The organism is Shewanella mesophila (genome assembly GCF_019457515.1).
GTDB lineage: Bacteria > Pseudomonadota > Gammaproteobacteria > Enterobacterales > Shewanellaceae > Shewanella > Shewanella mesophila.
Genome location: NZ_CP080421.1, coordinates 3,116,026 through 3,139,937, shown reverse-complemented (window position 1 = coordinate 3,139,937; position 23,912 = coordinate 3,116,026). Strand labels below are relative to the sequence as shown.

Annotated in this window: 21 protein-coding genes and 1 other annotated feature; of the genes, 15 read left to right on the top strand and 6 right to left on the bottom strand. The window is 43.9% G+C overall.

Going from position 1 to position 23,912, the window contains the following annotated elements:
- Positions 1 to 84 precede the first annotated feature (84 nt).
- Complete coding sequence (locus K0I73_RS13940; protein WP_220061673.1) at positions 85 to 873, bottom strand: cytochrome C assembly family protein; 789 nt, start codon at positions 871 to 873, stop codon at positions 85 to 87.
- A 291-nt stretch (positions 874 to 1,164) separates the two neighbouring features.
- Here K0I73_RS13940 and ffh point away from each other — a divergent pair, with 291 nt between their 5' ends.
- The 10 genes from ffh to K0I73_RS13890 all read left to right on the top strand — a co-directional run bounded on the left by ffh (position 1,165) and on the right by K0I73_RS13890 (position 11,349).
- The gene (gene ffh / locus K0I73_RS13935) at positions 1,165 to 2,538 is read left to right on the top strand and encodes a signal recognition particle protein (RefSeq protein ID WP_220061672.1); all 1,374 of its coding nucleotides are present in this window, start codon (positions 1,165 to 1,167) and stop codon (positions 2,536 to 2,538) included.
- A gap of 203 nt (positions 2,539 to 2,741) precedes the next feature.
- Positions 2,742 to 2,993, top strand: coding sequence for a 30S ribosomal protein S16 (gene rpsP / locus K0I73_RS13930; RefSeq protein WP_028762753.1), 252 nt, complete (start codon positions 2,742 to 2,744; stop codon positions 2,991 to 2,993).
- 20 nt (positions 2,994 to 3,013) lie between these two features.
- Positions 3,014 to 3,544 (top strand): ribosome maturation factor RimM, encoded by a 531-nt coding sequence (gene rimM / locus K0I73_RS13925; protein WP_220061671.1) that lies wholly within the window; start codon positions 3,014 to 3,016, stop codon positions 3,542 to 3,544.
- Between the two features lie 15 nt (positions 3,545 to 3,559).
- On the top strand, positions 3,560 to 4,306 hold the full coding sequence (gene trmD, locus K0I73_RS13920; RefSeq protein ID WP_220061670.1) for a tRNA (guanosine(37)-N1)-methyltransferase TrmD: 747 nt from the start codon (positions 3,560 to 3,562) through the stop codon (positions 4,304 to 4,306).
- Between the two features lie 35 nt (positions 4,307 to 4,341).
- Positions 4,342 to 4,692 (top strand): 50S ribosomal protein L19, encoded by a 351-nt coding sequence (rplS, locus tag K0I73_RS13915; RefSeq protein ID WP_220061669.1) that lies wholly within the window; start codon positions 4,342 to 4,344, stop codon positions 4,690 to 4,692.
- A gap of 833 nt (positions 4,693 to 5,525) precedes the next feature.
- Positions 5,526 to 6,617: a 3-deoxy-7-phosphoheptulonate synthase gene (locus tag K0I73_RS13910; protein ID WP_220061668.1), complete on the top strand. Its 1,092-nt coding sequence runs from the start codon at positions 5,526 to 5,528 to the stop codon at positions 6,615 to 6,617.
- A 14-nt stretch (positions 6,618 to 6,631) separates the two neighbouring features.
- A complete protein-coding gene (tyrA, locus tag K0I73_RS13905; RefSeq protein WP_220061667.1) occupies positions 6,632 to 7,771 on the top strand; it encodes a bifunctional chorismate mutase/prephenate dehydrogenase in 1,140 nt (379 codons plus the stop codon).
- A gap of 294 nt (positions 7,772 to 8,065) precedes the next feature.
- A complete protein-coding gene (gene hcp / locus K0I73_RS13900) occupies positions 8,066 to 9,730 on the top strand; it encodes a hydroxylamine reductase (protein ID WP_220061666.1) in 1,665 nt (554 codons plus the stop codon).
- 61 nt (positions 9,731 to 9,791) lie between these two features.
- Positions 9,792 to 10,844 carry an FAD-binding oxidoreductase gene (locus K0I73_RS13895; protein WP_220061665.1) on the top strand — a complete coding sequence of 351 codons (1,053 nt, stop codon included), beginning with the start codon at positions 9,792 to 9,794 and terminating at the stop codon, positions 10,842 to 10,844.
- Between the two features lie 169 nt (positions 10,845 to 11,013).
- Entirely contained in the window at positions 11,014 to 11,349 is a 336-nt protein-coding gene (locus K0I73_RS13890; protein ID WP_220061664.1) for a hypothetical protein, read from the top strand.
- Positions 11,350 to 11,449: 100 nt separating this feature from the next.
- On the opposite strand, the gene pheA is transcribed toward K0I73_RS13890, so the two are convergent.
- Both pheA and hpf read right to left on the bottom strand, forming a co-directional pair.
- Positions 11,450 to 13,426, bottom strand: coding sequence for a prephenate dehydratase (pheA, locus tag K0I73_RS13885; RefSeq protein ID WP_220061663.1), 1,977 nt, complete (start codon positions 13,424 to 13,426; stop codon positions 11,450 to 11,452).
- Between the two features lie 38 nt (positions 13,427 to 13,464).
- Positions 13,465 to 13,585, bottom strand: a sequence feature (Phe leader region).
- A gap of 811 nt (positions 13,586 to 14,396) precedes the next feature.
- Positions 14,397 to 14,771, bottom strand: a complete 375-nt coding sequence (gene hpf / locus K0I73_RS13880) for a ribosome hibernation-promoting factor, HPF/YfiA family (protein ID WP_220061662.1) — start codon at positions 14,769 to 14,771, stop codon at positions 14,397 to 14,399.
- Between the two features lie 273 nt (positions 14,772 to 15,044).
- Here hpf and K0I73_RS13875 point away from each other — a divergent pair, with 273 nt between their 5' ends.
- A complete protein-coding gene (locus K0I73_RS13875; protein ID WP_258405195.1) occupies positions 15,045 to 15,728 on the top strand; it encodes a cytochrome b/b6 domain-containing protein in 684 nt (227 codons plus the stop codon).
- 43 nt (positions 15,729 to 15,771) lie between these two features.
- On the opposite strand, the gene K0I73_RS13870 is transcribed toward K0I73_RS13875, so the two are convergent.
- The gene (locus K0I73_RS13870) at positions 15,772 to 16,233 is read right to left on the bottom strand and encodes a c-type cytochrome (protein ID WP_220061661.1); all 462 of its coding nucleotides are present in this window, start codon (positions 16,231 to 16,233) and stop codon (positions 15,772 to 15,774) included.
- A 306-nt stretch (positions 16,234 to 16,539) separates the two neighbouring features.
- Here K0I73_RS13870 and trpR point away from each other — a divergent pair, with 306 nt between their 5' ends.
- Positions 16,540 to 16,815 (top strand): trp operon repressor, encoded by a 276-nt coding sequence (gene trpR, locus K0I73_RS13865; RefSeq protein ID WP_220061660.1) that lies wholly within the window; start codon positions 16,540 to 16,542, stop codon positions 16,813 to 16,815.
- A 73-nt stretch (positions 16,816 to 16,888) separates the two neighbouring features.
- Here trpR and K0I73_RS13860 read toward each other — a convergent pair whose 3' ends face one another.
- Positions 16,889 to 17,269, bottom strand: coding sequence for a hypothetical protein (locus K0I73_RS13860; protein WP_220061659.1), 381 nt, complete (start codon positions 17,267 to 17,269; stop codon positions 16,889 to 16,891).
- A gap of 348 nt (positions 17,270 to 17,617) precedes the next feature.
- Positions 17,618 to 18,235, bottom strand: a complete 618-nt coding sequence (gene slyD, locus K0I73_RS13855; protein WP_220061658.1) for a peptidylprolyl isomerase — start codon at positions 18,233 to 18,235, stop codon at positions 17,618 to 17,620.
- A 753-nt stretch (positions 18,236 to 18,988) separates the two neighbouring features.
- Here slyD and thrA point away from each other — a divergent pair.
- Genes thrA through thrC form a run of 3 tightly spaced genes read left to right on the top strand, consistent with a single transcriptional unit; the run spans position 18,989 to position 23,698 of the window.
- Entirely contained in the window at positions 18,989 to 21,457 is a 2,469-nt protein-coding gene (gene thrA / locus K0I73_RS13850) for a bifunctional aspartate kinase/homoserine dehydrogenase I (RefSeq protein WP_220061657.1), read from the top strand.
- The gene (gene thrB / locus K0I73_RS13845) at positions 21,454 to 22,389 is read left to right on the top strand and encodes a homoserine kinase (RefSeq protein WP_220061656.1); all 936 of its coding nucleotides are present in this window, start codon (positions 21,454 to 21,456) and stop codon (positions 22,387 to 22,389) included. The genes thrA and thrB overlap by 4 nt, the downstream gene beginning before the upstream one ends.
- Positions 22,390 to 22,417: 28 nt before the next feature.
- A complete protein-coding gene (thrC, locus tag K0I73_RS13840) occupies positions 22,418 to 23,698 on the top strand; it encodes a threonine synthase (protein ID WP_220061655.1) in 1,281 nt (426 codons plus the stop codon).
- Positions 23,699 to 23,912 lie beyond the last annotated feature (214 nt).

The window sequence follows — 23,912 nt, the reverse complement described above, 5'->3', positions numbered from 1 at the left end:
AGATACAGCGATTTGAACGAAGAGTCAAGTTGACCCTAGTCGACTACTTATATCATCAACTAGGGTCACAAAGTGATATTTGGCCTATTGTAAAATAAGCTCTTTCACGATTCTGGCACCGAAGTAAGCAAGAGATAGTAAGGTTGCGCCAGTCAGCGTATAGGCTACCGCAGTACGGATTTTGCAGCCAACCCAATATTGTTGTGCCAACATAGCAATATAGGTAAACCAAGCCACGATAGACAAAATCGCCTTATGTCCTTTACCTTCTGCAAACATATCGTCGAGGAAAATAAACCCGGTAGCCAGTGATAAACTTAGTAATACCACACCAATGATGACGAGATGATACAGCTGCTTTTCTACTGTCATTAAAGGCGGTATCGCAGGACTCAACATCAATTGCTTTTTCTTTAATTTATTTTGGATCATTGCAAGCTGTATCGCATAAAGCGCTGCAATCATCAGTGCACTATATGCCATCAGTGACAATACTACGTGGGCAAGTACTTCTGGGTAGAGCTCAAAATGGATAATAAACTTAGGCGGAAGCAACCACAGCAGCGCGACGGAAATCACCGAGCAGGCATAGACTACGGGAACAACCACAATCACCTTTAATCTGAACATTAAAATAGTAAAGGTAAAGGCAATGATCCAGTTAACCATAGAGATGACATTGGTCAGACTAAAGTTTTGCCCGTCACCAGTAAAGATGGCCTGTGACAGCGCTGCGGCATGAAGAATCACTGCGATCGCAGCAAACCCAGCAACAGCCTTGCGGTTCGGGCCATCGGCATGAAACAGGCGACTAATCACCAGGATAAGGGCTATGCTGTAGAAAAATATGGCTGAAGCCGAAAAAATGACCATCGAAAATTAACCTATCGTTATGTTCGCTTTCTTTGCAATCGCAACCCTTCTGAGCTGGTTGTATCTTGCTTAACTAATGTCATTAGAATAACACGAGCGATGCATAAATGGGCAGGGGCTTTACACACAAAAATTAGCACTTTCTGAGCGTTAGTCCTAAGTTTTGCAAATTTTTAAAAGATTAATGCATCTCATCGAGTTCGATAACTTGCTTAGTGCGGTAGCATAATATCTATGCATCGTTATAATACTGCCCAATCATGTAAATTCTAAACGGTAAAGAACGCGATAATGTTTGAGAACCTAACGGACAGATTATCACGTACCCTGAAGAACATCAGTGGTCGTGGTCGCTTAACTGAAGATAATATAAAAGAAACGTTACGCGAAGTGCGTATGGCGTTGCTTGAAGCCGATGTCGCTTTGCCTGTTGTGCGTGCTTTTGTAAACAGCGTTAAAGAACGTGCTGTTGGCCAAGAGGTCTCGAAAAGCCTTAGCCCAGGCCAAGCATTTATTAAGATAGTACAAAGCGAGTTGGAAAACGCCATGGGCGAAGCCAACGAAGCGCTAAATCTATCGACCCAGCCGCCTGCGGTTATCATGATGGCTGGTCTTCAAGGTGCCGGTAAAACTACCAGTGTGGCGAAACTGTCTAAGTTTCTTCGAGAGCGCGAAAAGAAATCTGTTCTCGTGGTCAGTGCTGACGTATATCGCCCAGCGGCAATAAAACAGTTGGAAACCTTGGCAGCTGAAGTTGAGGTTGAGTTCTTCCCATCAGATGTCAGCCAAAAGCCAATCGATATTGTTAATGCGGCTATGGCGCATGCAAAGCTGAAGTTTATCGACGTTGTTATTGTCGATACTGCAGGTCGATTGCACGTTGATGAAAGCATGATGGATGAGATCAAAGATCTTCATGCCGCGGTTAAACCAATCGAAACCTTGTTCGTGGTTGATGCCATGACAGGTCAAGATGCGGCCAATACGGCTAAAGCGTTTAACGAAACACTACCTTTAACGGGTGTGATTCTTACCAAAGTCGATGGTGATGCACGCGGTGGTGCGGCATTATCCATTCGCCATATCACGGGGAAGCCGATTAAGTTTTTGGGTGTCGGTGAGAAGACCGACGCTTTAGAGCCGTTCCATCCCGATCGCGTAGCCTCTCGCATCTTGGGCATGGGCGATGTGCTATCGCTTATCGAAGAAGTTGAGCGTGGTGTCGATAAAGAAAAGGCGATGAAGCTTGCTTCTAAAGTGAAGCAAGGCGGTAGCTTTGATCTTGAAGATTTCCGTGAACAGCTGCAGCAGATGAAAAATATGGGCGGCATGATGAACATGCTGGAAAAACTGCCTGGTGTCGGTCAACTTCCACCAGAAGCGCTCGCTCAAGTGCAAGATGGTAAGATGACGGGGCAAATGGAGGCGATCATTAACTCCATGACGGCCGCCGAGCGTAAACGTCCTGATATCATCAAAGGTTCGCGTAAACGCCGTATTGCAATGGGATCTGGTACCCAGATTCAAGATGTGAACCGTCTATTGAAACAGTTTACTCAGATGCAAAAAATGATGAAGAAGATGTCGGCTAAAGGCGGCATGAAAAAAATGATGCGCGGCATGAGTGGCATGTTGCCCCCAGGCATGAAGATGCCTGGCCGATAAATAGATTGATTTTTAAAGATTTAGTTAAGCCCATGAAGGGATTCACACTCTTCGTGGGCTTTCTATTTTAGTGTGAAAAACGTTGCATTCGTCGCCGATTCAGGTAGAATCGTGCGGCTTTCTATCTGGGACTCTTCGCGAACACGGGGTTCCAGTTTTTATTTTTGCCTTATTAAGGCAAATCATTAGAGGATAAAAGACGCATGGTTACCATTCGTTTAGCTCGTGGCGGCGCAAAAAAGCGTCCATTTTATAACATCGTTGTTGCTGATAGTCGCAATGCTCGTGACGGTCGTTTCATCGAACGTGTTGGTTTCTTCAATCCATTGGCTCGTGGCCAAGAAGAAGCTCTACGTTTAGACCTTGATCGTGTTGAGCACTGGGTTTCTAACGGTGCAGCTACTACAGACCGTGTAGCAAAATTGATCAAAGACGCTCGTAAAGCTGCTGCTTAATAGCGTTAAGGTATAGATTAATGAGTAGTCACCAAGACCCTATCGTACTGGGCAAATTAGGCTCATGTCACGGTATTAAAGGTTGGTTGAAGATCACTAGCTATACCGATTCTGCCGAAGATATTTTTGACTATTCACCTTGGTTGATCAAAGAGCAAGGTGAGTGGCGCGAAGTTAAGGTTGACCAGTGGCGTTTTCAGGGTAAGGCGTTAATCGCTGTACTCGAAGGCATAACCACTCGAGACCAAGCGCAAATGCTCACTAATTGTGAGATTGCCATTCCTGCGGAGTTGATGAAAGAGTTGCCTGAAGACGAGTTCTACTGGCGTGATTTGATCGGCTGTAAAGTAGTGAATACCAAAGGCTATGACATGGGAAAAGTCGAACAGATCGTGGAAACAGGATCGAACGACGTACTCCTTGTAAAAGCTAACGCGAAAGATGGCTTTGGCAAAACGGAACGTATGATTCCTTTTGTTACCGAGCAGTTCATCATTGAGGTGAACCTATCGGACAAACAAATTTTAGTGGATTGGGATCCGGACTTCTAAGTCGAGGGACAACAGATGTGGTTAGGGGTAGTAACCCTGTTTCCAGAGATGTTTCGTGCCGTAACAGACTTTGGTGTAACGGGTCGGGCCGTTAGCAACGGCTTGCTGGAGTTGCAAACGTGGAATCCTCGTGATTTCACCCATGATAAACATCGCACAGTGGACGACCGGCCTTATGGTGGCGGACCTGGAATGTTGATGATGGTGCAACCTCTACGTGATGCCATCCACGCAGCCAAAGCGGCTGCTGGAAAGAAGGCGAAGGTGATTTATCTTTCTCCTCAAGGTCGCAAGCTGACTCAGCAAGGCGTCGAAGAGTTAGCTAAATCAGAGAGTTTGATATTGGTGTGTGGTCGTTACGAAGGTATCGATGAGCGCATTATTCAAACGGAAGTGGATGAAGAGTGGTCAATTGGCGATTACGTGCTTTCGGGCGGTGAATTGCCAGCGATGACTCTGATTGATTCAGTATCACGCTTGGTGCCAGGGGTTCTTGGAAAGCAAGCATCAGCAGAGCAGGATTCCTTCTCTGATGGTTTACTGGATTGTCCCCACTATACTCGACCTGAAAGCCTTGATGGTATCGATGTACCGGCAGTGTTGTTAAGTGGTAACCACGAACATATTAGACGCTGGCGTCTGCAACAGAGTCTCGGAAGAACTTTGTTACGACGACCAGAATTATTTGAAAATCTAGCTCTGACTGACGAACAAACTAAGCTATTAGCCGAATTTGTCGATGCCACCCAAAAAGGTGAGTAACAAATGGTCAGTTATATCTAGTATGGAGTTTATTCATGAATAACATCATTAAAATGCTCAACGATGAGCAAATGAAGCAAGACGTACCACAGTTTGGTGCAGGTGACACAGTAGTTGTTAAAGTACGTGTTGTTGAAGGCGGTAAAGAGCGTCTACAGGCTTTCGAAGGCGTTGTAATCGCAAAGCGTAACCGTGGTTTGCATTCAGCATTCACAGTTCGTAAGATCTCTAATGGTGAAGGTGTTGAGCGTGCGTTCCAAACTCACAGCCCAATCATCTCTAGCATCGAAGTTAAGCGTCGCGGCCGTGTACGTCGTGCTAAGCTTTACTACCTACGTGATCGTTCAGGTAAGTCTGCACGTATCCGTGAGAAGCTTTCTAAGTAAGAAATCGCTTCAAGTAAAACAAGATGCAGTGTTCGCACAAATACCCGCCTTATGGCGGGTTTTTGTGTTTTAGGGCATGCATAAATGTTGGTGATCAAATCTATTTATCTGTTTGAAAGTCATGGCCACTGCAGGAGTTTTATACCAATCAGTATAAAGATGTGATAGCTCAGTGAGAATTTAGCGCTTATGAGGCAAGGCCCATAGTTGCTCCTCGGCTCTAGCATCCTCGGTAACCGCTCTACGTGTTACCCTACCTTTTAAATCTCTTTTAGTTGTGCTTCGCCCTATCTCCTATATCGATGTAGTCTTCCATTAAGGGCATTCACAAGATCTGACCATCCAGAGATGGAGGAAATGTTTTGAGTATGTCAGGAACACGCAAGACCCTATTGATTGCAACGAGTGAGGAACATAGTCGAACTAGATTTAAGCTCGTTAACACTGTACCTGATGCGCCAAAGCTCGCCTTTTAGCGTTTTTCACCTGTCTACTCTTGCGTTGAATAGACTCACAAGGGAACAACCATTCTATTGCCTATTCGCCTTGAATTAGTTGCCAACAAACACGCTGAGTAGATCACTTTCTTATATTGATTGGTATTATTTAGAACTAGTGAATTGACAATTTTCCAAGTCCCCAATCCAGTCACTAAAGTTGAATTTTACTATTGATAGCGATTTCCGCTTGATCTGATCTCAATCCACAGGCATAGTTACCTCAAAATGTAATGGTGTACTATTACGGTGTTGCAAATAGTGTCGTCAGATATTGCAATATTTATATTTAAATGTAGTCGTGAGTAAATAACAGAGATTAGGTTGGTGACAGGTATGCAGCAAGACACAATTAATAATGTCCATATTAGTTCTGAACAAGTATTGGTGACTCCCGAAGAGTTAAAGCAACAGCTACCTTTGTCCAACGCTGCTTATCAATATGTGCTTAATGCGAGAAAGACAGTCTCGGATATTGTTCATAAGCGAGATAATCGAGTGTTGGTCGTCAGCGGTCCATGTTCGATTCATGACATCAAGTCAGCCAAGGAATACGCACTCAAATTAAAAACACTCCATGATGAGTTACAAGATGAGTTTTACATTCTGATGCGCGTTTACTTCGAGAAGCCGCGGACAACGGTTGGCTGGAAGGGAATGATAAACGATCCCGATATGGATGAATCATTCGATGTCGAAAAAGGACTTCGTATGGCCCGTGAACTAATGATTTGGCTTGCAGAGCTTGGACTCCCTGTCGCAACCGAAGCACTCGATCCTATTAGTCCGCAGTACCTGTCTGAATTAATCACTTGGTCGGCGATTGGTGCTCGTACCACAGAATCCCAGACTCATAGAGAGATGGCATCAGGCTTGTCTATGCCAGTTGGTTTTAAGAATGGTACAGATGGCAAACTGGGGGTTGCGATTAATGCGCTTCAATCGGCTGCCAGTAGTCATCGATTTATGGGGATTAATCAGCAAGGGCAGGTGGCATTGTTGCAAACGGCCGGTAATCCAGATGGGCATGTAATTTTACGCGGTGGAAAGACGCCAAATTATGATGCAGCCAGTGTCGCAGAGTGTGAAACTCAACTGCATGACGCCAAGCTTAATGCTCGTCTAATTGTTGACTGCAGCCATGGCAATTCATCTAAAGATCACAACAGGCAGCCTGCGGTATGCCAAGATGTCTTCAATCAGATAGAAAATGGTAATCAATCGATCATCGGCGTCATGCTTGAAAGCCACCTTAATGAAGGCAATCAAAGTAGTGATAAGCCTCTGAGCGAGTTAGCTTATGGTGTATCGGTTACGGATGCTTGTATTAATTGGCAGACGACCGAGCAATTACTGCGTCAAGGTGCGGCACAATTAGCTTCGGTTTTACCGACAAGGTTTGATATGCTCAAGGCTGTAAATGCTTGATGGATAAACCACAAATGAACGAGAAAACCACCGAAGAGTTAGAAAAGCTTCGCGGACATATCGATAATGTCGATCAACAATTGCTGCATCTACTGCGTAAACGCCTCGATCTAGTCGGTCAGGTCGGTGCCGTAAAGCATGCCGCTGGTGTGCCGATTTATGCACCAGAGCGTGAAGCATCCATGCTTGCCAAGCGCCGGGAAGAAGCGGCGAGTATGAATGTCTCTCCTCAGCTTATTGAAGATATTTTGCGCCGCTTAATGCGTGAATCTTACCTTAATGAGAAAGATGTGGGCTTTAAGCAGGTTAAAACCGATCTTGGTCATGTGGTGATTGTTGGTGGTGAAGGTAAGCTCGGTGGACTGTTCAGCCAGATGTTACGACTATCTGGCTATCAGGTTCAGTCGTTAGACAAAGATGATTGGCAGCGCGCTGAATCCATTTTTAATGGTGCTGGTTTAGTGATTGTGACAGTGCCAATCAGTATCACTTGTGAGCTGATTGCAAGCAAACTAGGGCAATTGCCTGAGTCCTGCATCTTAGCGGACTTAACTTCGATAAAAGCCAAGCCGCTTGATGCAATGCTATCGGCGCACAGAGGTCCAGTGGTCGGGCTTCACCCCATGTTTGGCCCTGATGTCGGCAGTCTAGCGAAGCAGGTGGTTGTGGTGTGCCATGGTCGTGGTCAGGACCAGTATGAATGGCTGATGGAGCAGATCAAGATTTGGGGTGCTCGACTGGTTGAGGCTGATGCGCAGAAACATGACAAGGCGATGCAGTTAGTTCAGGCGATGCGTCACTTTTCATCATTTGTCTATGGATTAAACCTTTATCGTGAAGCGGCTGATATCGATAACCTATTGCAGTTTAGCTCGCCAATTTATCGGTTAGAACTGGCGATGGTGGGACGTCTTTTTGCCCAGAGTCCCGAACTTTACGCCGATATTATCTATGCCCAGCGTGAAAGTTTGACGGCCATTGGTGACTATTTGGAAAACTACACTCAAGCACTCGAGTTGTTGAAGTCGGGTGATCGCCAAGGGTTTATCGACCAGTTTGAAGAGGTGGCTAACTGGTTTGGTGATTTTGCACCACAATTTCAACGAGAGAGTCGGGCTATGTTGCAATCGGTCAATGACATGAAAGCGGGCTAGTTGCTGCCTGAAAACGGATTGTTTAGCCCTCATTCTAACGTAAAACCTGAGCCGAGATTAACGCTATCTGGCTCAGTTTTTTTGTGGATTAGAAATAGGTTATCGTCCATCAATCTCATATGTTCGTTGTTCTTAAGCTCAAAAAATCCCACATTAGTTGCACTTATTCTAATTTGATCTGCCTCATAGTTTGCCACATTGCTCCGATAAATCGCTTTAGCTGATGGCAAAGTCGCAGTAGACTCCAATAAAACATGCAAAATAAAAGCATGATTAAAAATAGGAGTAGTTGTAATGTTTTGTATTCAGTGTGAGCAAACGATTAGAACCCCAGCGGGTAATGGCTGTAGTTATTCTCAAGGTATGTGCGGTAAGTTGTCTGATACCTCAGATCTGCAAGATCTCTTGATCTACTTGCTTCAGGGCGTTTCAGCCTATGCGGTTAAGGCAAGAGAGTTTGATATTATTGATAGTGAAATTGACACCTTTGTCCCTAAAGCCTTTTTCGCCACACTGACAAACGTCAACTTTGATGATGAGCGATTAATCGATTACGTCAATCAGGCGGAACGTTATCGTAACCGTCTAAAGGCTGCCTATGAAACGGCATGCGCGGAAGCTGGCAAAGCTGTCGATACGCTTATTCCTGCTGCATCATTAATATTGGCGACATCTAAGCCTGAAATGCTTGCTCAAGCCGCTCAAGCTGCGCCCAACCGTGGTAAAGAGAGTGTTCATGAAGATATTATGGGTCTGCGTCTACTTTGTCTTTATGGCCTAAAAGGCGCAGCTGCCTATATGGAGCATGCACGTGTTCTAGAGCAAACGGATAGCGATGTCGCGGCTAACTTCCATGAAATAATGGCTTTCCTTGGCTCAGATTCAGAAGATGCTGACAAGCTGTTTGCCACCGCAATGGAGATTGGTCAGCTGAACTATCGCGTGATGGCGATGTTAGATACCGGTGAAACAGCGTCGTTTGGTCACCCTGAGCCGACACAAGTCAACACGGTTGCAGTGAAAGGCAAAGCTATTTTGGTCTCCGGCCATGATATGAAAGACTTAGAGCTGATTTTAGAGCAGACACAAGGCAAGGGCATCAATGTCTTTACCCATGGTGAGATGCTACCAGCGCTGGCTTACCCCGCCTTTAAAAAGTATCCACACCTCGTCGGTAACTACGGCAGTGCGTGGCAGAATCAGCAGAAAGAGTTCGCTAACTTCCCTGGTGCGGTAGTGATGACCTCTAACTGCATTATCGATCCAAATGTAGGCGATTACTCTGACCGTATATACACCCGCAGCATTGTTGGCTGGCCTGGTGTAACTCATATTGTTGGCGACGATTTTTCTGCGGTGATCGATAAAGCACTATCGCTAGAAGGCTTTATCTATGATGAGATCCCCCATCTTATCACCATAGGTTTTGCTCGAAATGCGTTAATGGCTGCTGCGCCTGCCGTGGTTGAAAATGTGAAGAATGGATCGATTAAACATTTCTTCCTTGTGGGTGGTTGTGACGGTGATAAGTCTGAGCGTAGTTACTTTACCGATATCGCAACAGCGGCACCAAAAGACTCAATTATCATGACGTTAGGCTGTGGTAAGTACAAGTTTAACAAGCTTGCATTCGGTGATATTAACGGTATTCCACGTCTATTGGATATCGGTCAATGTAACGATGCTTACTCGGCGATTCAGCTAGCCATTGCACTGTCTGAGGTGTTCGAGTGTGAGATCAACGAACTGCCACTGAGCTTGGTTCTATCATGGTTTGAGCAAAAGGCGATTGTGATCTTGTTGACTCTACTATCGCTGGGTGTAAAAAACATCCGCACTGGCCCGACAGCGCCTGCATTTTTGACAGAAAATCTGGCTAAGATTTTAGAAGACAAGTTTGGTCTACGTACCACAACGACTGTCGAAGCCGATCTCAAGGACATACTAAGCGTCGCTTAACTCGTTTTAATGCCTATGGATAAGGCCATAGGCATTCTCTTCTGTCTGGGTAAATATCTCTATGAACAGCCAACAATATCATTCTGAGACTTGGCAGCGTGGCGAGGTACGTTTAACGTGCGTCGAGCGTTGGCAAGAAACTCACGATGTCACCAGTTTCCGGTTTCAGGGCGAAAAGAGTGTCAAGTTTCACTTTAAGCCAGGGCAATTTATCACCTTGATGCTTAACATTAATGGTAATGCCGTTGCACGTAGCTACACCCTCTCTTCATCACCTTCTCGTCCTTACTCTATCGTGGTAACCATAAAGCGGATCGAGGGCGGAGTGGCATCCAATTATTTAGTGGATCATCTGCAGCCTGGGCACAGTATTACCGCTCGCGGACCCGATGGTGTATTTAACTTGGTCGATATCGAAGCGGATAAATATCTTTTTTTAAGTGCGGGTAGCGGCATAACGCCTATGTACTCAATGTCTCGCTGGCTGACCGATACACAGATCGGCAGTAATATAGCGTTTTTTCATAGTGCTAAATCGCCACAAGATCTGATTTTCCATCAATCGCTACAGCAGTTAGCGCAGCGCCATGAACATTTCTCGTTAAATTATTGCCTAGAGGAGGGGGATATTAACGACATGGATAGCTACCAGGGACGTATATCGTTAGTCTCTTTAGCATCTGCGGTGGCCGATTACAAAGAGCGAACCATATTTGTCTGTGGCCCAGCCCCCTATATGCAAGCGGTCAAAACGATGCTTGAGCAAGCGGGCTTCGATATGACTCGCTATCATCAAGAGAGCTTTGGTGATGCTCCTATGACGGTTTCACAGCCAGCTTCGGTTACGGCGTCAGCTCAATTTATGCTGCATATCGGCGATGTTAAGACGCCACTGTTCGCTGAGCAAACCGTGCTTGAAGGTATCGAAGCCGAAGGCTTACCCATTATCGCAGCATGCCGTTCAGGTGTGTGCGGGGCGTGTAAATGTAAGGTTGTTAGTGGTGAAACTGAGTCGAGTAGCCAGATGACATTAACTGCTGAAGATATTGCTAGTGGATACATTTTAGCTTGTTCAACCAAAATTAAGTCTAACGTAAACATCGCATTAAGTTGATTCTGTGAGTTAACGTAAAACTAGAAACAAGGAGGGTGATGTGCGGCTAGATGAATAACAGCGTCTTTTCCTGAGTGACAAATTTGCGCAAATAGGTCTGACAAAGTATGGTTATTATAGTAACCAAATTTTTATAAACCTAGTTTGTCAGCTTTGGAGTGGCCAGCTTATGATATCGACAACGTCTTCGCGCATTGCCCTTGATGATCATAGTCTTGGTCATCTGCTTTATGGTTTGATGCTGGCTTTCCCACTGTTTTTGTTGCCACCGATTTTGGGATTAGTGATCAATTGTGCCCAAAAAGGCCACAAGATGAGTGAACTGCTTTATTCTCACATTCGTTGGCAAAGGTGGTCGATTGTGACCATGCTTTCTTTACTCGTATTAGCCTATATCGTGTCTCAAACATGGTTAGCTATTACGCTGGCTGTCTTGGCGCTATTTTGGTTTTGTCACCGCACGATAAAAGGTTGGATGGCGTTGGTTGACGGTCAGCCTATTTAATCTGAGTGTCGTTTGTATAAGTTTTTATTCGTGCATTACACCAAGACAAAAAGAGGACATTAGTCCTCTTTTTTGGTTATCTTGCAGTGCGCAATTGCTGCTAATCTCTATATATTTCGCCTAAACATCGACTCGCTGTTAATAGTTGCTCTTCTAAGAGAGTGGAGTCGTCCATTAAAGAGATAATCAACCCATCTGCATTAAGCTGTTTTGCTGCTGCGGCTTGAATGGGGGCATCGGCAACATCACAGGCGTAACTGGTATTGACGATAATCGGTAGATGGCTGAGTGATTTGATATTAACTAATCCAGCTAAGTCCAGTGTGGGTTTTAATGTTTCGTTAAAAGTTCTTACTCCAGCTTCACAAAGGATCACTTGTTGATTCCCTTTGGAGAGGATGAGTTCGGCAGCATCGAGAAGTTCATCGATGCTGGCCATGGTGTTGCGCTCTAGTATGACGGGAATATGAAGCGAACCCACTTTTTTCAACAGAGGTCTATTGTGCATCTGTTTACCGCAGATCAGCAGTAAGTCACCATGATCAGTTGCCAGTTTTAACTCTGTTTCATACTCAACCGCAACCACGCAACTTAAGTCGAACTGGTGCAGTGCTCGCTTCATCTCATCGAGTAATTGATTCGGATGCTGAACATTGTTCAAACCTGTCACTACAACGGCTTGAAAACCTGCTTCTTTGATCTGTTTTGCTGTTTGACCATAGGTTTGGAGATCTGTATTCAATTCAATTTGAGCCAAGGCGCCAAATTGGTCATCACCGACGCTTAGTCGTCCATGTTTTACTTGGGTTAACTGATTTTTTTGACTCAAGCTAGCACGAGGATAAGCGTGGCTATCTTGTTCTGCGTTCAGCTCTGGGGCTCTGCTGGTACTTGGTTCAATCATCAGCTGACTATTGCTTAGCTGTGTAGGGTTAACGGTTTCACAGGGATAGCATCCAAGCACTTTGATAAAACGCGTAATGCGCTCTAACTCTTTTAACGCTTTTTGCATCGCTTCGCTGGAAAGGTTGGCATCGAGATCTAGGTAGAACATCTCTTCCCATGGCGTCCCCGGGATTGGTCTAGATTCTAGTTTACTCATGTTAAGGTTATGAGCTTTAAGGACTAATAATGCTTCAACTAATGCGCCGGGTTTTTGGCCCGTTGCCATGATTAAGGTTGATTTGGCTGGCAGCTGCTCAGGCACCGCAATCGCCTTACGAGCGACAACGATAAAACGGCTCTGATTAACTTTTTGGTTTGCCAGTTCTTTCTCTATCGCTTCGAGTTGGTATAGCGCGCCGCCTTCTGCACTACCAATAGCAGCGAATGTTGGATCATTACTCTCTAGTACTCTTTCCATCGCTTCAGCACTGCTAGAGCAATATTCTAATTTTAAGTCAGGGTGTTGGCTTAAGAATCGACTGCATTGACTAATGGGTTGAGGATGAGCGTAAACTGTTTTTATTTGCTTGAGTTGAGCTCCAGCATGTCCAAGTAAGCAGTGCCCGACTTCAATGGTTGTTTCTCCGACAATAGCTAGACTCGTGTGTTGGAGAACATCATAAACTTCATTTATCGATCCTGATGAGGTGTTTTCGATAGGTAGAAAACCATAATCTGCGTGCCCAGACTCAACGGCTTGGACTATCTCATCGAAGCTTTTACAACCTAAATCCTGCATATCAACTTGGCGTCGCTCACAATAACGTGTCGCGGCTAGATAGGAATAGGATCCTCGGGCGCCGAGATAGGCAATGTTATATTGCTGTTTTTGTAAGTCGGGATTAGCTCTGCCTTGCAGATAGGCCTGTTGGTTTAGTACCGAATCTTCGATAATACTCTGATAGAGTGACAGGACATAATGCGCATCTAACCCTTGTTCACGTCCTTGCTTTACCAATCTTGCTAATAGCTCTTTTTCTCGTTGAGTATCGCGAATTGGGCGAATGTCCACCTCTTTGCTTCGAGCAACATCTAGGCTCAAGTCACGACGTTTAGCGAGTAGTGCCAATAGTTCATTGTCGAGTGCGGTGATCTGCTCCCGTGTTTGATTTAGGGGATGTGGTTTGGTCATGCGTTCCTCTATAATTGAACTATATTTTTGATTCTATAAAATAAAAAGCCTCCCTTATGGGAGGCTTTGGAATTTTCACTTTCGTTTTTACACCGAAATTCCGCCTCCCTAGAAGGGTGGAATAAAAAAGAAAGTAAAAACTGCGTTGCTTGAATTTTTCATAGCATTCAAATTAGATCGTAGGCTAGTGAGTGTCAATGAAAAGTTATTCAATATGAGAATTTATCTGCTTATTAAAAAACATGAAAAAGCGCATCTAGATGATGCGCTTAGTTGGAGCAAGGATAACGCTTTCAAATCTGAGATACCCTCCCGAAAAATACTAAGGACCTGAATCAATGTATCTGTACTGTTAGCATTTCAGGATCCTGTTACCAAACAGGCGACGATGCTATGACATTAGCTATGTTCCTTTGCAAGTATGTTATTCATCTTGCTTGGCTTTAATTGGTCGCCTTCAAAAACTCAATTGCCTATTACTCAAACTTTATTTTCTCCTCATCGTATTTAAGAACCATTTATATTTACTTCTAATTAGCAAAATAGGTTCCACTATCAATAAAGAGACGACTATATTGGGTAAGCTTGTTAGCTAATATCCTCTTGGTTCATCACGCAACCTTTAGGCTGTTTTAGTCGTCGTTTTTGTATGTATCGCAAAATCGAATTCAAGTGTCGGCGTTCTCCTTTGCATTGTTTGGCTCATATTAATCGTGCTGCTTACTATCAGTATAACAAGGGGTGGCGACATCGCTAGCTCATTAGCTAATTTCCTTCGGTTAGTGGATAACCTGTTAAGGCTGATACTCTCGCCTTGCCCCTCTTTTAGTTTGCTGTACATAGAACATCATAGTTATTAAATACTGAACTACTATTTCGGATACTGAAGGCCAAGTTGCTAATGAGTTAGCTGTATTCCTTTATGACTTCAAGGTGGCTACTTTCAGCTACAGTATCCTTTGTACTATTGCTAAGCTATATACTCCTTCTCTAAAGACTCATCATATTCGTTGTCAAAATCTTCACTTATCGCTTCATTTTCGATTGTTGGAACCGCTCTACGAGTTCCTTCAGGTTTGTGATTAACACGATTAAGCTGCTTCTCTAACTTCTGGCCCATTGCGTTAATGGCTGCATATAGGTCGTTGTCTGTTGCCTGGGCAAATAGTGTGTTACTTGGAATACCAACTGAAGCCTCTATTTTAAAACCTTGCTTCTCTTGAGTTATGATTACATGTGGGTTTATCAACTGAATATCGTGTCTACTTAGTTTCTCCAAACGACTTTCAATGCGCTGACGGATAGGAGCTGTGACTTCGAAATCTTTACTTGTAATCTTTATCATATGTCGAACCTTTCGTTGCTTCCTTGAGTTCAGATTACCAATCTGGGGCAGTTAAAATGTGATCTAGATCATATTTGGTAACGCTTAATTATCTGTTCGTTCTTTATTTGAGCCGTTAGACAAATTTAGTAAATAAACACCAAAACAGGCTTGTAATTGCACTCGTTAAAGCTCATATTTGAGTGGATAACCGCTAGCGTGTAAATCTATTTGCCTCCCTGCTTTGCTTCAAATATCATCAATAACATCTTTTCCGTTGTATGAGAGAACTAGGTGTCTATCCAAGATCCAAGTGTTAATAACAAGATAAAGTTGAAAGTGTGGGATCTTCCCACTCGAGTGTTCCATTGGAGCATGGTGGCGCTACTAGGTGCTTTATGGTGGAGTGCTGAGGTGGGGGAGATGCAGTGGCATCAAGTTTTTGCTTACAGCCTGATGGTGCTGATTTTATTTCGTCTAGTGTGGGGCTTTATCGGTAGTGACACCTCACGATTTAGCCACTTTGTAAAGTCACCACAGCACGTTTTGCATTACGTCAAGCAACCCAATCGGACGAGTGTGGGTCATAATCCATTGGGTGGATACATGGTCGTCACTATGATTTTGGTCTTATTGGTGCAACTGACCAGTGGACTATTTGCAACTGATGAGGTTTTTACCGAAGGGCCGCTTTACAGTTTAGTTAGCAGTGATGTGAGTAGCTTATTAACTTGGTTGCATAAAATGAATTTTAATCTGTTGTTAGTATTGGCTGGGATGCATATATTGGCGGTAATAGTGCACGGTATAAAAGGTGACAAATTAGTTGGTGCAATGATCACGGGCTATAAGCATGTCACTCTGGATATTGCTACTGAGCTGAGATTTAAGTCAAATTTGATAGCCTTGGTTTTAGTGTGCTTTTTGGCTGGACTTGCTGTTAATTATCTTATTTTACCCTTAACGGCAATGCTTTAAATTAATGAAGGATTAGCGACTTAAGCCGCTAATCCTATTTTATTTAATCTTTCTTATAAACATCGTGGCAGCCTTTACAGCTTTTACCTGTGTTCATAAACGCTGCTTTTATGGCATTTTGGTCATCTGATTGCGCAGCTACAGCTAGCTTTGCTGCATTTTCTTGAAACTGACTCATTTTGCCATCGAAATCAGCTTTCTCGCTCCAGATTTTGGCTAGAGCATCTGTTTTACCTTTATCTGAGCCCGCAACAAATCCTTCGGCAGGAAGTTGACTCAAAGCCGCAACGTTTTGAGCGCGCATAGCGAACACTTCAGCGTCAAATGGCTTCTTACCTTGTAGCATTGCTCCCATATCGCCGAAATTGTGTGCGATTAAGCCAAATGCAGATTGACGATAATGAATCGCATCATCGGTTTCTTCGAAGTTATTTGCTTGTACTGCTGATGCAAGTAGTGCGCTTCCTACTAGTGCGAGTAGGCTTAATTTTAGCTGTTTTTTCATTTGGCTTATCCTCACGAATTCCTAGATTATGTGATCGAGTTCATGCATTGTAATGGTAATTAACTATCAGATACTAATGATTTTTTAGAAATGTAATTTTAAAGTTTGTAGCTAAATGTGTTTTGTCACCGTTTTATAAAACAAGGAGTTGCCACTGCGGTTTTGCCCTTATTTTAATATTACCTGAACTCGGGTTAATAGATGGAATAGCGTTAGAGGAGTTACTCAGAGCTCAGGTTAATATGGCGTTTTAAGGTAATTTGTTGCTACACTTGCGTAATGGCTAACAAGTACAGCGAGGCTTAAGTGCGAGCAAATTGGGATTTAGTTTTAGAAAAGGTGATTGCTCATCAAGATCATAGTGCACTAATAGATCTATTTGAGCTGCTGTTAACTGAAGAGGAGAGAAGTGCGATCGCTGGACGTTTAAAGATTTTTCAGGTGCTACTCCAAGGTGAGATGAGCCAAAGACAGATTGCATCAGAATTTGAGATTAGTATTGCGACGATCACGCGGTGTTCTAATTACCTTAAGCATATGAATGATGAGCAACGTGAGACGATTAAGGCGCTAATTTTATAATCGACCTTAATTATCGACATGGCGTTTTCTACCATCGATGTGTGAGGTGGCTGAATGCTTGCCGAATTTGATCTTAAAAGAGCTTATGGTTCAGAGGTTGTAGGTGTTTACGATAATTAGCTCGTTGCATCAATATGTACAGGGCATAGCAAAGTAGCGCTATCCCAACTGATGAGACCAAGGCTGAGTTGGCAAAACGAAAAAATAACATTGAACTCAGTATGTAGATAAATGGTACAAAATCATAAATAGCTATAGGTAGCATACCATGCTTACGTTTTCTGGATGGATCGGTACGTCGATTTTGGGAACGCATATTGTAAATTTTGGCACCAAGAATAAACACAACTAAAGCCAAGGAAACGGCGATAGTTTCTTGATTTAACGCTATGGTCGAACTACCAAGTATTAGGTAGCTCGTTGGTAAGACTTCGTAGATCGAGCGTGTGATCATTGCAGTTTTCCTTTATCTCTATCAGCTTCCTGCCGTCACTACAATAAGTCTAAAATAAAAAAGCTGGCAATGCCTAGATAAAAGGATGCCAGCTTAGAATATTACTAGCTGAGTAGTACAGCGTTAATACGCTTTTAACCTATTAAACCTGAAGTCGTGATAATAAAGGTATCTCAAACAGCCCTTTATTCCGCTAACTGCGTTGGCTTCACCTGCAATGGGTGGGCTATTGAGGCGTAAATACGCCTTGTTCGCAACACAAATGGCAAGTTTAAGATGAAGTAAGCGGAAAACGGCTAATTCATCTCGCGCTATGCCATCTCTTAACCCGAGTTCAGGTTATTAAGATTAGTGACGACAGCCGCATCCGCCGTTACCATCACAACCTTCTTTAGCTTCTTTGGCATTGTCGTCACTGCAACATCCGCCTTCGTGGCTATGATCGTCTCCACCACCGCAGCATCCACCTTCATGGCTATGCTCATGGCTTCCACAACCACCGCTAGCGTGAATATGGCCGTGATCGAGCTCTTCTTCAGTCGCCTCACGAACCGAAAGTACTTCAACGCTAAAGTTCAGTGTTTGGCCTGCTAAAGGATGGTTACCGTCTACGACAACGACTTCATCTTTTACTTCAGTCACTTGAACTGGACGTTGGCCCATTTCTGTCTCTGCAATAAAACGCATACCAGGAACGATATCTTCGATATCACCAAAGGCTGAAAGTGGAACATCTTGGCGTAAGCCATCATGGTAAGGACCATAAGCTTGTTCTGCTTCAACGGTAACCTCAAGCTTATCGCCAGCAGTCTTACCTTCTAATGCGGCTTCGAGACCTGGGATCATGTTTTCTGCACCATGAAGGTAAAGCATTGGCTCTCCTTCAAATGAACTTTCAACTAACTCACCTTGCTGGTTTGTTAAGCGGTAATGGATGCTAACAGCTTTGTGTTGGGTGATTATCATATCGCCTCCAATTCAGAATGTGGCGGCATTTTATCTTGCTTTTGGCGCCTTGGCGATGACCTAGCTCTGCTTCTTTGAGGAAAATAGTAGAATTTGTTCTCTGTTCCATTAGGAATTGCTGAATTTTGTGATCAAACACTCAACTAGAAAATTAACCGAGTTGATGAGCTAATAGATTGCATCTTAAATGCTGTCTCGATAATGAGTTGGTTTTCGTTTCTAGATTAATGGCTCTTATTGAGAGAACTCATTTCAACTGCGGAGCAATATTTGAAGTTATTGTCGATTGGATTAACTTGCCGTAACAAATGGTTGTTTTTATCAATTAGTGATTTTTTATTGAATTTAATTGTTGTTATTTAAAGATTTAATTTCATCTAGTGTGACGTTTACGTAAAGTGTGTTTGAGGTGTTTTTGTCTGTAGTGACCATTTTATTGGTTATCAAAATACACAATGGAATCATTGACGGTATTCTTGGTCTGGGAGGACTATTTTTAATAAAGTTGCTAAAAGGGGGTTGACAGTTGCACACAAAAAAGGCAATTCTGTTACCACTTAAATGCAAACGAATTGTTAATAGCGAATTTTAATGTTTAGCCTCAATCTTGTAGTGACCACCATTATTACAACCACCACGATTACTATCGTGGGGGCCGGCTGAATATACTCAAAAAATGTATTAATTTAAGCCCGCTCCCCACCAAGGAGCGGGCTTTTTTGTTTCTAGGGTGCGTGGTACAAGGAGAATGATATGAAAGTGATGAAGTTTGGCGGTACCTCGCTTGCTAATTGGCAACGTTTTAGTAGCGCAGCCGATATCGTGGCCAATAGTGCGCAGCAGGAAAGCATTGCTGTTGTGCTGTCGGCGCCAGCAACTGTGACCAATGGTTTGTTAGAGATGGTTGATCTTGCTATCGCTGGTGGTGAATTTGTGCCAGTGCTAGAAAGTGTTAAACGTGTATTTGATGATTTATGGGCAAAAGCCGCAGAGGACAAATTAACACCAAAGCAGTTGCAGGGACTCCAAGGGGTTTTAGATAAACAACTCTCTCTCTGGAAAGATAAGTTACAAGGTGTTGTTTTATTGGGAGAGTGTCCCGATTATGTTCGTGCAGAAATCGTAGTTGGCGGTGAGAAAATGTCGGCAGCATTAATGGAGCAGCTAATGTTAGCTCGCTCGATTTCTGCCAATCAATTAGTACCACAGCAGTTATTCTTAGGTTCTGGAGAAGTGCTTGAGTCTGTGGTTGATATTGTTGCTAGTAAGCAACGATTTGCAGCCTTATCACTCGATGCTCACCAGGTTTGGGTCATGCCTGGATTTACCGCTGGTGATAAAGACGGCCGTATCGTAACACTTGGTCGTAATGGGTCAGATTATTCTGCGGCGGTGCTTTCGGCTTGTATTGGTGCCAGTTGTTGTGAGATCTGGACCGATGTAGATGGAGTTTACAACACAGATCCTAGAGTTGTCCCTGATGCCAAGTTACTCACACAGCTTAGTTACCAAGAGGCGATGGAGCTCTCTTATTTTGGCGCAAAAGTGCTTCACCCTAAGACGATTTCTCCTATCGCTCAGTACCATATCCCTTGTTATATTCGTAATAGTTTTAATCCTGAGGCTCCTGGTACCTTAGTCTCTAATCAAGCCGATGAGACTGGGCTGAATGTTAAGGCCATCTCAAACTTAGATGATCAAACCATGTTTGATATTGCTGGGCCTGGGATGAAGGGCATGGTCGGCATGGCGAGTCGCACGCTCGGCGCAATATCTCGCTCCGGGGTGTCGGTATCTTTGATCACTCAAAGTTCATCTGAATACAGCATCAGTTTTTGTGTCGCCACTCAAGATGCTAACAAAGTGCGCCAAGCCTTAGAGCTCGAGTTCGAATTGGAGCTCAAGAGTGACATTCTTGAAGAGATAGAGATGCGCCATAATTTGGCGATAGTGTCACTGATTGGTGATGGCATGCGCACCCATAAAGGGGTTGCGGGTAAGTTTTTCCAAGCATTGGCACAGGCAAATGTTAACATCGTCGCTATTGCTCAAGGGTCATCTGAGCGCTCTATTTCGGCGGTCATTGAGCTGCGTAAAACTAAGCATGCCATCGCGGCTTGTCACCAAAGCTTCTTCGACGTTCAACATTATCTCGATGTGTTTCTTGTTGGGTGTGGCAACGTGGGTGCAGGATTGCTCGAACAGATTAAGCAGCAATCTGAGATGTTAAAGCAGCAACACATCACCATTAGAGTTTGCGGTATCGCTAATTCTAAACAGATGCTGCTCGATGCCCAAGGTGTCGATTTAACCCATTGGCAGGGGCTATTGTCCGATAGCCAGCAAAGTTGCGATTTAGACCAAATGTTGGTTTGGGCCAAAGATCAGCAACTGTTAAACCCAGTATTGGTTGATTGTACTTCGAGTAATTATGTCTCTGACAAATACATAGATGTCATGAACGCAGGGCTTCATGTGGTGACGCCAAATAAGAAGGCCAATACTCGTGACCTGGGCTATTACCGCGCTCTGCGCCAAACAGCGCTAAAGCAGCGTCGTCAGTTCCTTTATGAAACCACGGTCGGTGCGGGTTTGCCAGTGATCGATAACTTGAAAAAGTTGTTGTTCGCTGGCGATAAATTACAGCGGTTTAACGGTATTCTTTCTGGCTCATTATCATACATTTTTGGAATGTTAGATGAGGGCATGACTTTGTCTGAGGCAACAAAAATCGCGCGAGAAAAGTGTTTTACCGAACCGGACCCTAGAGATGATCTTAGCGGTATGGATGTTGCGCGCAAGGTACTCATTTTAGCCCGTGAAGTGGGCATGGAAATCGAGCTGAGTGATGTCCTCGTTGAGCCTGTTTTACCAGCTCATTTTGATTCATCCGGTGATGTCGAATCATTTATGCAAAATCTATCCAAGCTTGATGAAGAGATAGCGCAGCGAGTCGCCGATGCGAAAGCAGCTGGGAAAGTGCTTCGTTATGTTGGTCAGATAGATGATCAAGGTTGCCGAGTTAAGATTGTTGAGGTTGATGCAAATGACCCTCTTTATAGTGTTAAAGGCGGTGAAAATGCACTTGCTTTCTACAGTCGTTATTATCAGCCAATTCCATTTGTGCTTAGAGGATATGGTGCCGGCACAGATGTGACTGCAGCAGGAGCGTTTGCCGATCTGCTAAGAACACTAAACTGGACAAGGGAGATGGGGGTATGAGTCTAACAGTTTACGCCCCAGCATCGATGGGAAATGTTGGTGTTGGGTTTGATTTACTTGGTGCAGCATTAGCCCCTATCGATGGCACTCTTTTGGGGGACAGAGTCAGCATCGAATCGAACTCGTCTGGGATCTCTTTGTCATTGACAGGACATTGGGCCACTAAACTTCCTGTCGATCCCAAGGAGAATATTGTTTATCAATGCGCTGAATTTTTCTTAGCGCAATTAGACCTCGATGTTGGTATTGCTATGACATTGGAAAAAAACCTGCCTGTGGGTAGTGGCTTAGGTTCCAGTGCATCCTCCGTTGTAGCGGCTTTATACGCGCTAAATGAATATTTTGAACGTCCCTATGATCAACAGGCACTGCTAAGGTTAATGGGGGAGTTTGAAGGGAGAATTAGTGGCTCTATACACTACGATAATGTCGCTCCCAGTTATTTAGGGGGAATGCAGTTGATGCTCGATACTCCAACTTCAATATGCGAAGGCTTACCTGTTTTTAAACAGTGGTATTGGGTGGTCGCTTACCCAGGGATTTCATTATCGACCGCTAAGATGCGCGCGTTACTGCCTGAAGTTTACGATAAATCGGTGGCTATCGATTTTGGCCGCTATTTAAGTGCCTTCGTTCATGCCAGCTATAAGCAAGACGCCCCATTGGCTATTGCAGTATTAAAGGATGTTCTTGCTGAGCCCTATCGCGCGAGTGAGATCCCAGGTTATGAGCTGGCGCGTGAATCGTTAGCCGAGCTGGGCGTGTTAACGACAGGGATCTCGGGAAGTGGCCCAACGCTGTTTTCTGTGACAGATGATCTTGATACTGCTAAAGCCGCGAAAGCATGGCTTGATAGTCACTATATAAAACCAAGTATGGGTTTTTCTCATATATGTCAGATTGATACCCAAGGCACTCGTCGAGTGGATTGAGCATTATTAACCAGTTAAGGCGTAAAAGATGGAACTATATAATTTAAAACACCCGTCTCAGAAAGTCAGTTTTACCGAGGCGGTAAAACTTGGATTAGGCCGCGATAGAGGGCTGTTTTTCCCCACGTTGATCCCAGTGTTAGATAATGTGGATGAACTACTGGCAATGCCATTTGTTGAGCGTTCGAAACATATTATGGGGGCTTGGTTAGCCCAAGAGTTGGGTCAAGAAAGGGTAGATGAGTTAGTTGAAAATGCATTTAACTTCGAGTTGCCTTTAGTTAAAGCCGACGATAATCGCTATTGCCTAGAGCTTTTTCATGGCCCGACCTTAGCTTTTAAGGACTTTGGCGCGAGGTTTATGGCTCAGTGTCTTAATGCGTTGGCCTCTGAAGATAAAATTACCATTTTAACCGCCACCTCTGGAGATACCGGAGCCGCGGTAGCAGATGCGTTTTATGGGCTAGATAAGATCCAAGTAGTGGTGTTATACCCCAAAGGGAAAATTAGCCTATTGCAAGAAAAGATGTTTACCACGTTAGGACGAAATATTCATACGGTTTCAGTCGAATCGGATTTTGATGCCTGTCAAGACCTAGTTAAAGCGGCATTTGAGGATCGTGATGTTCGTGAGGATCTGCATTTAAATTCGGCAAACTCAATTAATATTAGCCGCTTACTCGCCCAAATTTGTTATTACTTTGAGGCCGTAGCACAGTTTAAGCTTACTAATGACTGCGATCCTGTTATCGCGGTACCAAGTGGTAATTTTGGTAACCTTACGGCGGGATTGTTTGCAAGAGCGATGGGGCTCCCTATAAAACGCTTTGTCGCTGCAACTAACAGCAACGATACCGTGCCACGTTATTTAGCCCTTGGTGATTGGCTACCTCATCAGACAGTTGCCACAATGTCGAATGCGATGGATGTGTCTGAGCCAAGTAACTGGCCTAGAGTTGAGGCCATAGTGGAAGCTATGGGGTGGAGTCTAGCTGATATTACCGGCATCGGATTGTCAGAGTCTGATACTCAGGACTCTTTAGCTCAATTGTATCACGCTGGTTATCTGTCCGAGCCTCATGCCGCTATCGCAGCTAAAGCTTTGTCGTTAACCATGGAAGACAAAGAAGCGGGGATTTTCTTGGGTACAGCTCATCCTGCTAAGTTTAAAGATGTGGTTGAACAAGCACTCGATATTAAAGTTGCATTGCCGCCAGAATTGGAAGCGGTGAAAGATAAGCCAATTTTGTCTGCATCGATGGACGCTAATTTTGCCGATTTAAAAGCACATCTATTTGCAATCTTATAAGGTTTGTAAATCGACATTTATAAGAGCTAAGTAGTTATTTTACTTGGCTCTTTTTGTTTTTAACTTGTAAATCCCCCTACATCTCTAGGCTCATTTTTTTATCTTATTAGTTACAGGGTTTTTCCTGCTGCGCTTTTTATAATGAATGTTGCTAAATATAACTTTGTAGAATCCATTTAGGTGATAGTTATCACTCATAAACTGATTAAATTTC

Coding starts and splice junctions, on each gene's coding strand:
- K0I73_RS13895 (WP_220061665.1), top strand. CDS start 9,792: ATGAACAGCCAACAATATCATTCTGAGACTTGGCAGCGTGGCGAGGTA.
- K0I73_RS13910 (WP_220061668.1), top strand. CDS start 5,526: ATGCAGCAAGACACAATTAATAATGTCCATATTAGTTCTGAACAAGTA.
- hcp (WP_220061666.1), top strand. CDS start 8,066: ATGTTTTGTATTCAGTGTGAGCAAACGATTAGAACCCCAGCGGGTAAT.
- rplS (WP_220061669.1), top strand. CDS start 4,342: ATGAATAACATCATTAAAATGCTCAACGATGAGCAAATGAAGCAAGAC.
- slyD (WP_220061658.1), bottom strand. CDS start 18,235: ATGATAATCACCCAACACAAAGCTGTTAGCATCCATTACCGCTTAACA.
- thrB (WP_220061656.1), top strand. CDS start 21,454: ATGAGTCTAACAGTTTACGCCCCAGCATCGATGGGAAATGTTGGTGTT.
- K0I73_RS13860 (WP_220061659.1), bottom strand. CDS start 17,269: ATGATCACACGCTCGATCTACGAAGTCTTACCAACGAGCTACCTAATA.
- K0I73_RS13870 (WP_220061661.1), bottom strand. CDS start 16,233: ATGAAAAAACAGCTAAAATTAAGCCTACTCGCACTAGTAGGAAGCGCA.
- K0I73_RS13940 (WP_220061673.1), bottom strand. CDS start 873: ATGGTCATTTTTTCGGCTTCAGCCATATTTTTCTACAGCATAGCCCTT.
- rpsP (WP_028762753.1), top strand. CDS start 2,742: ATGGTTACCATTCGTTTAGCTCGTGGCGGCGCAAAAAAGCGTCCATTT.
- tyrA (WP_220061667.1), top strand. CDS start 6,632: ATGAACGAGAAAACCACCGAAGAGTTAGAAAAGCTTCGCGGACATATC.
- trmD (WP_220061670.1), top strand. CDS start 3,560: ATGTGGTTAGGGGTAGTAACCCTGTTTCCAGAGATGTTTCGTGCCGTA.
- ffh (WP_220061672.1), top strand. CDS start 1,165: ATGTTTGAGAACCTAACGGACAGATTATCACGTACCCTGAAGAACATC.
- thrA (WP_220061657.1), top strand. CDS start 18,989: ATGAAAGTGATGAAGTTTGGCGGTACCTCGCTTGCTAATTGGCAACGT.
- thrC (WP_220061655.1), top strand. CDS start 22,418: ATGGAACTATATAATTTAAAACACCCGTCTCAGAAAGTCAGTTTTACC.
- pheA (WP_220061663.1), bottom strand. CDS start 13,426: ATGACCAAACCACATCCCCTAAATCAAACACGGGAGCAGATCACCGCA.
- rimM (WP_220061671.1), top strand. CDS start 3,014: ATGAGTAGTCACCAAGACCCTATCGTACTGGGCAAATTAGGCTCATGT.
- hpf (WP_220061662.1), bottom strand. CDS start 14,771: ATGATAAAGATTACAAGTAAAGATTTCGAAGTCACAGCTCCTATCCGT.
- K0I73_RS13890 (WP_220061664.1), top strand. CDS start 11,014: ATGATATCGACAACGTCTTCGCGCATTGCCCTTGATGATCATAGTCTT.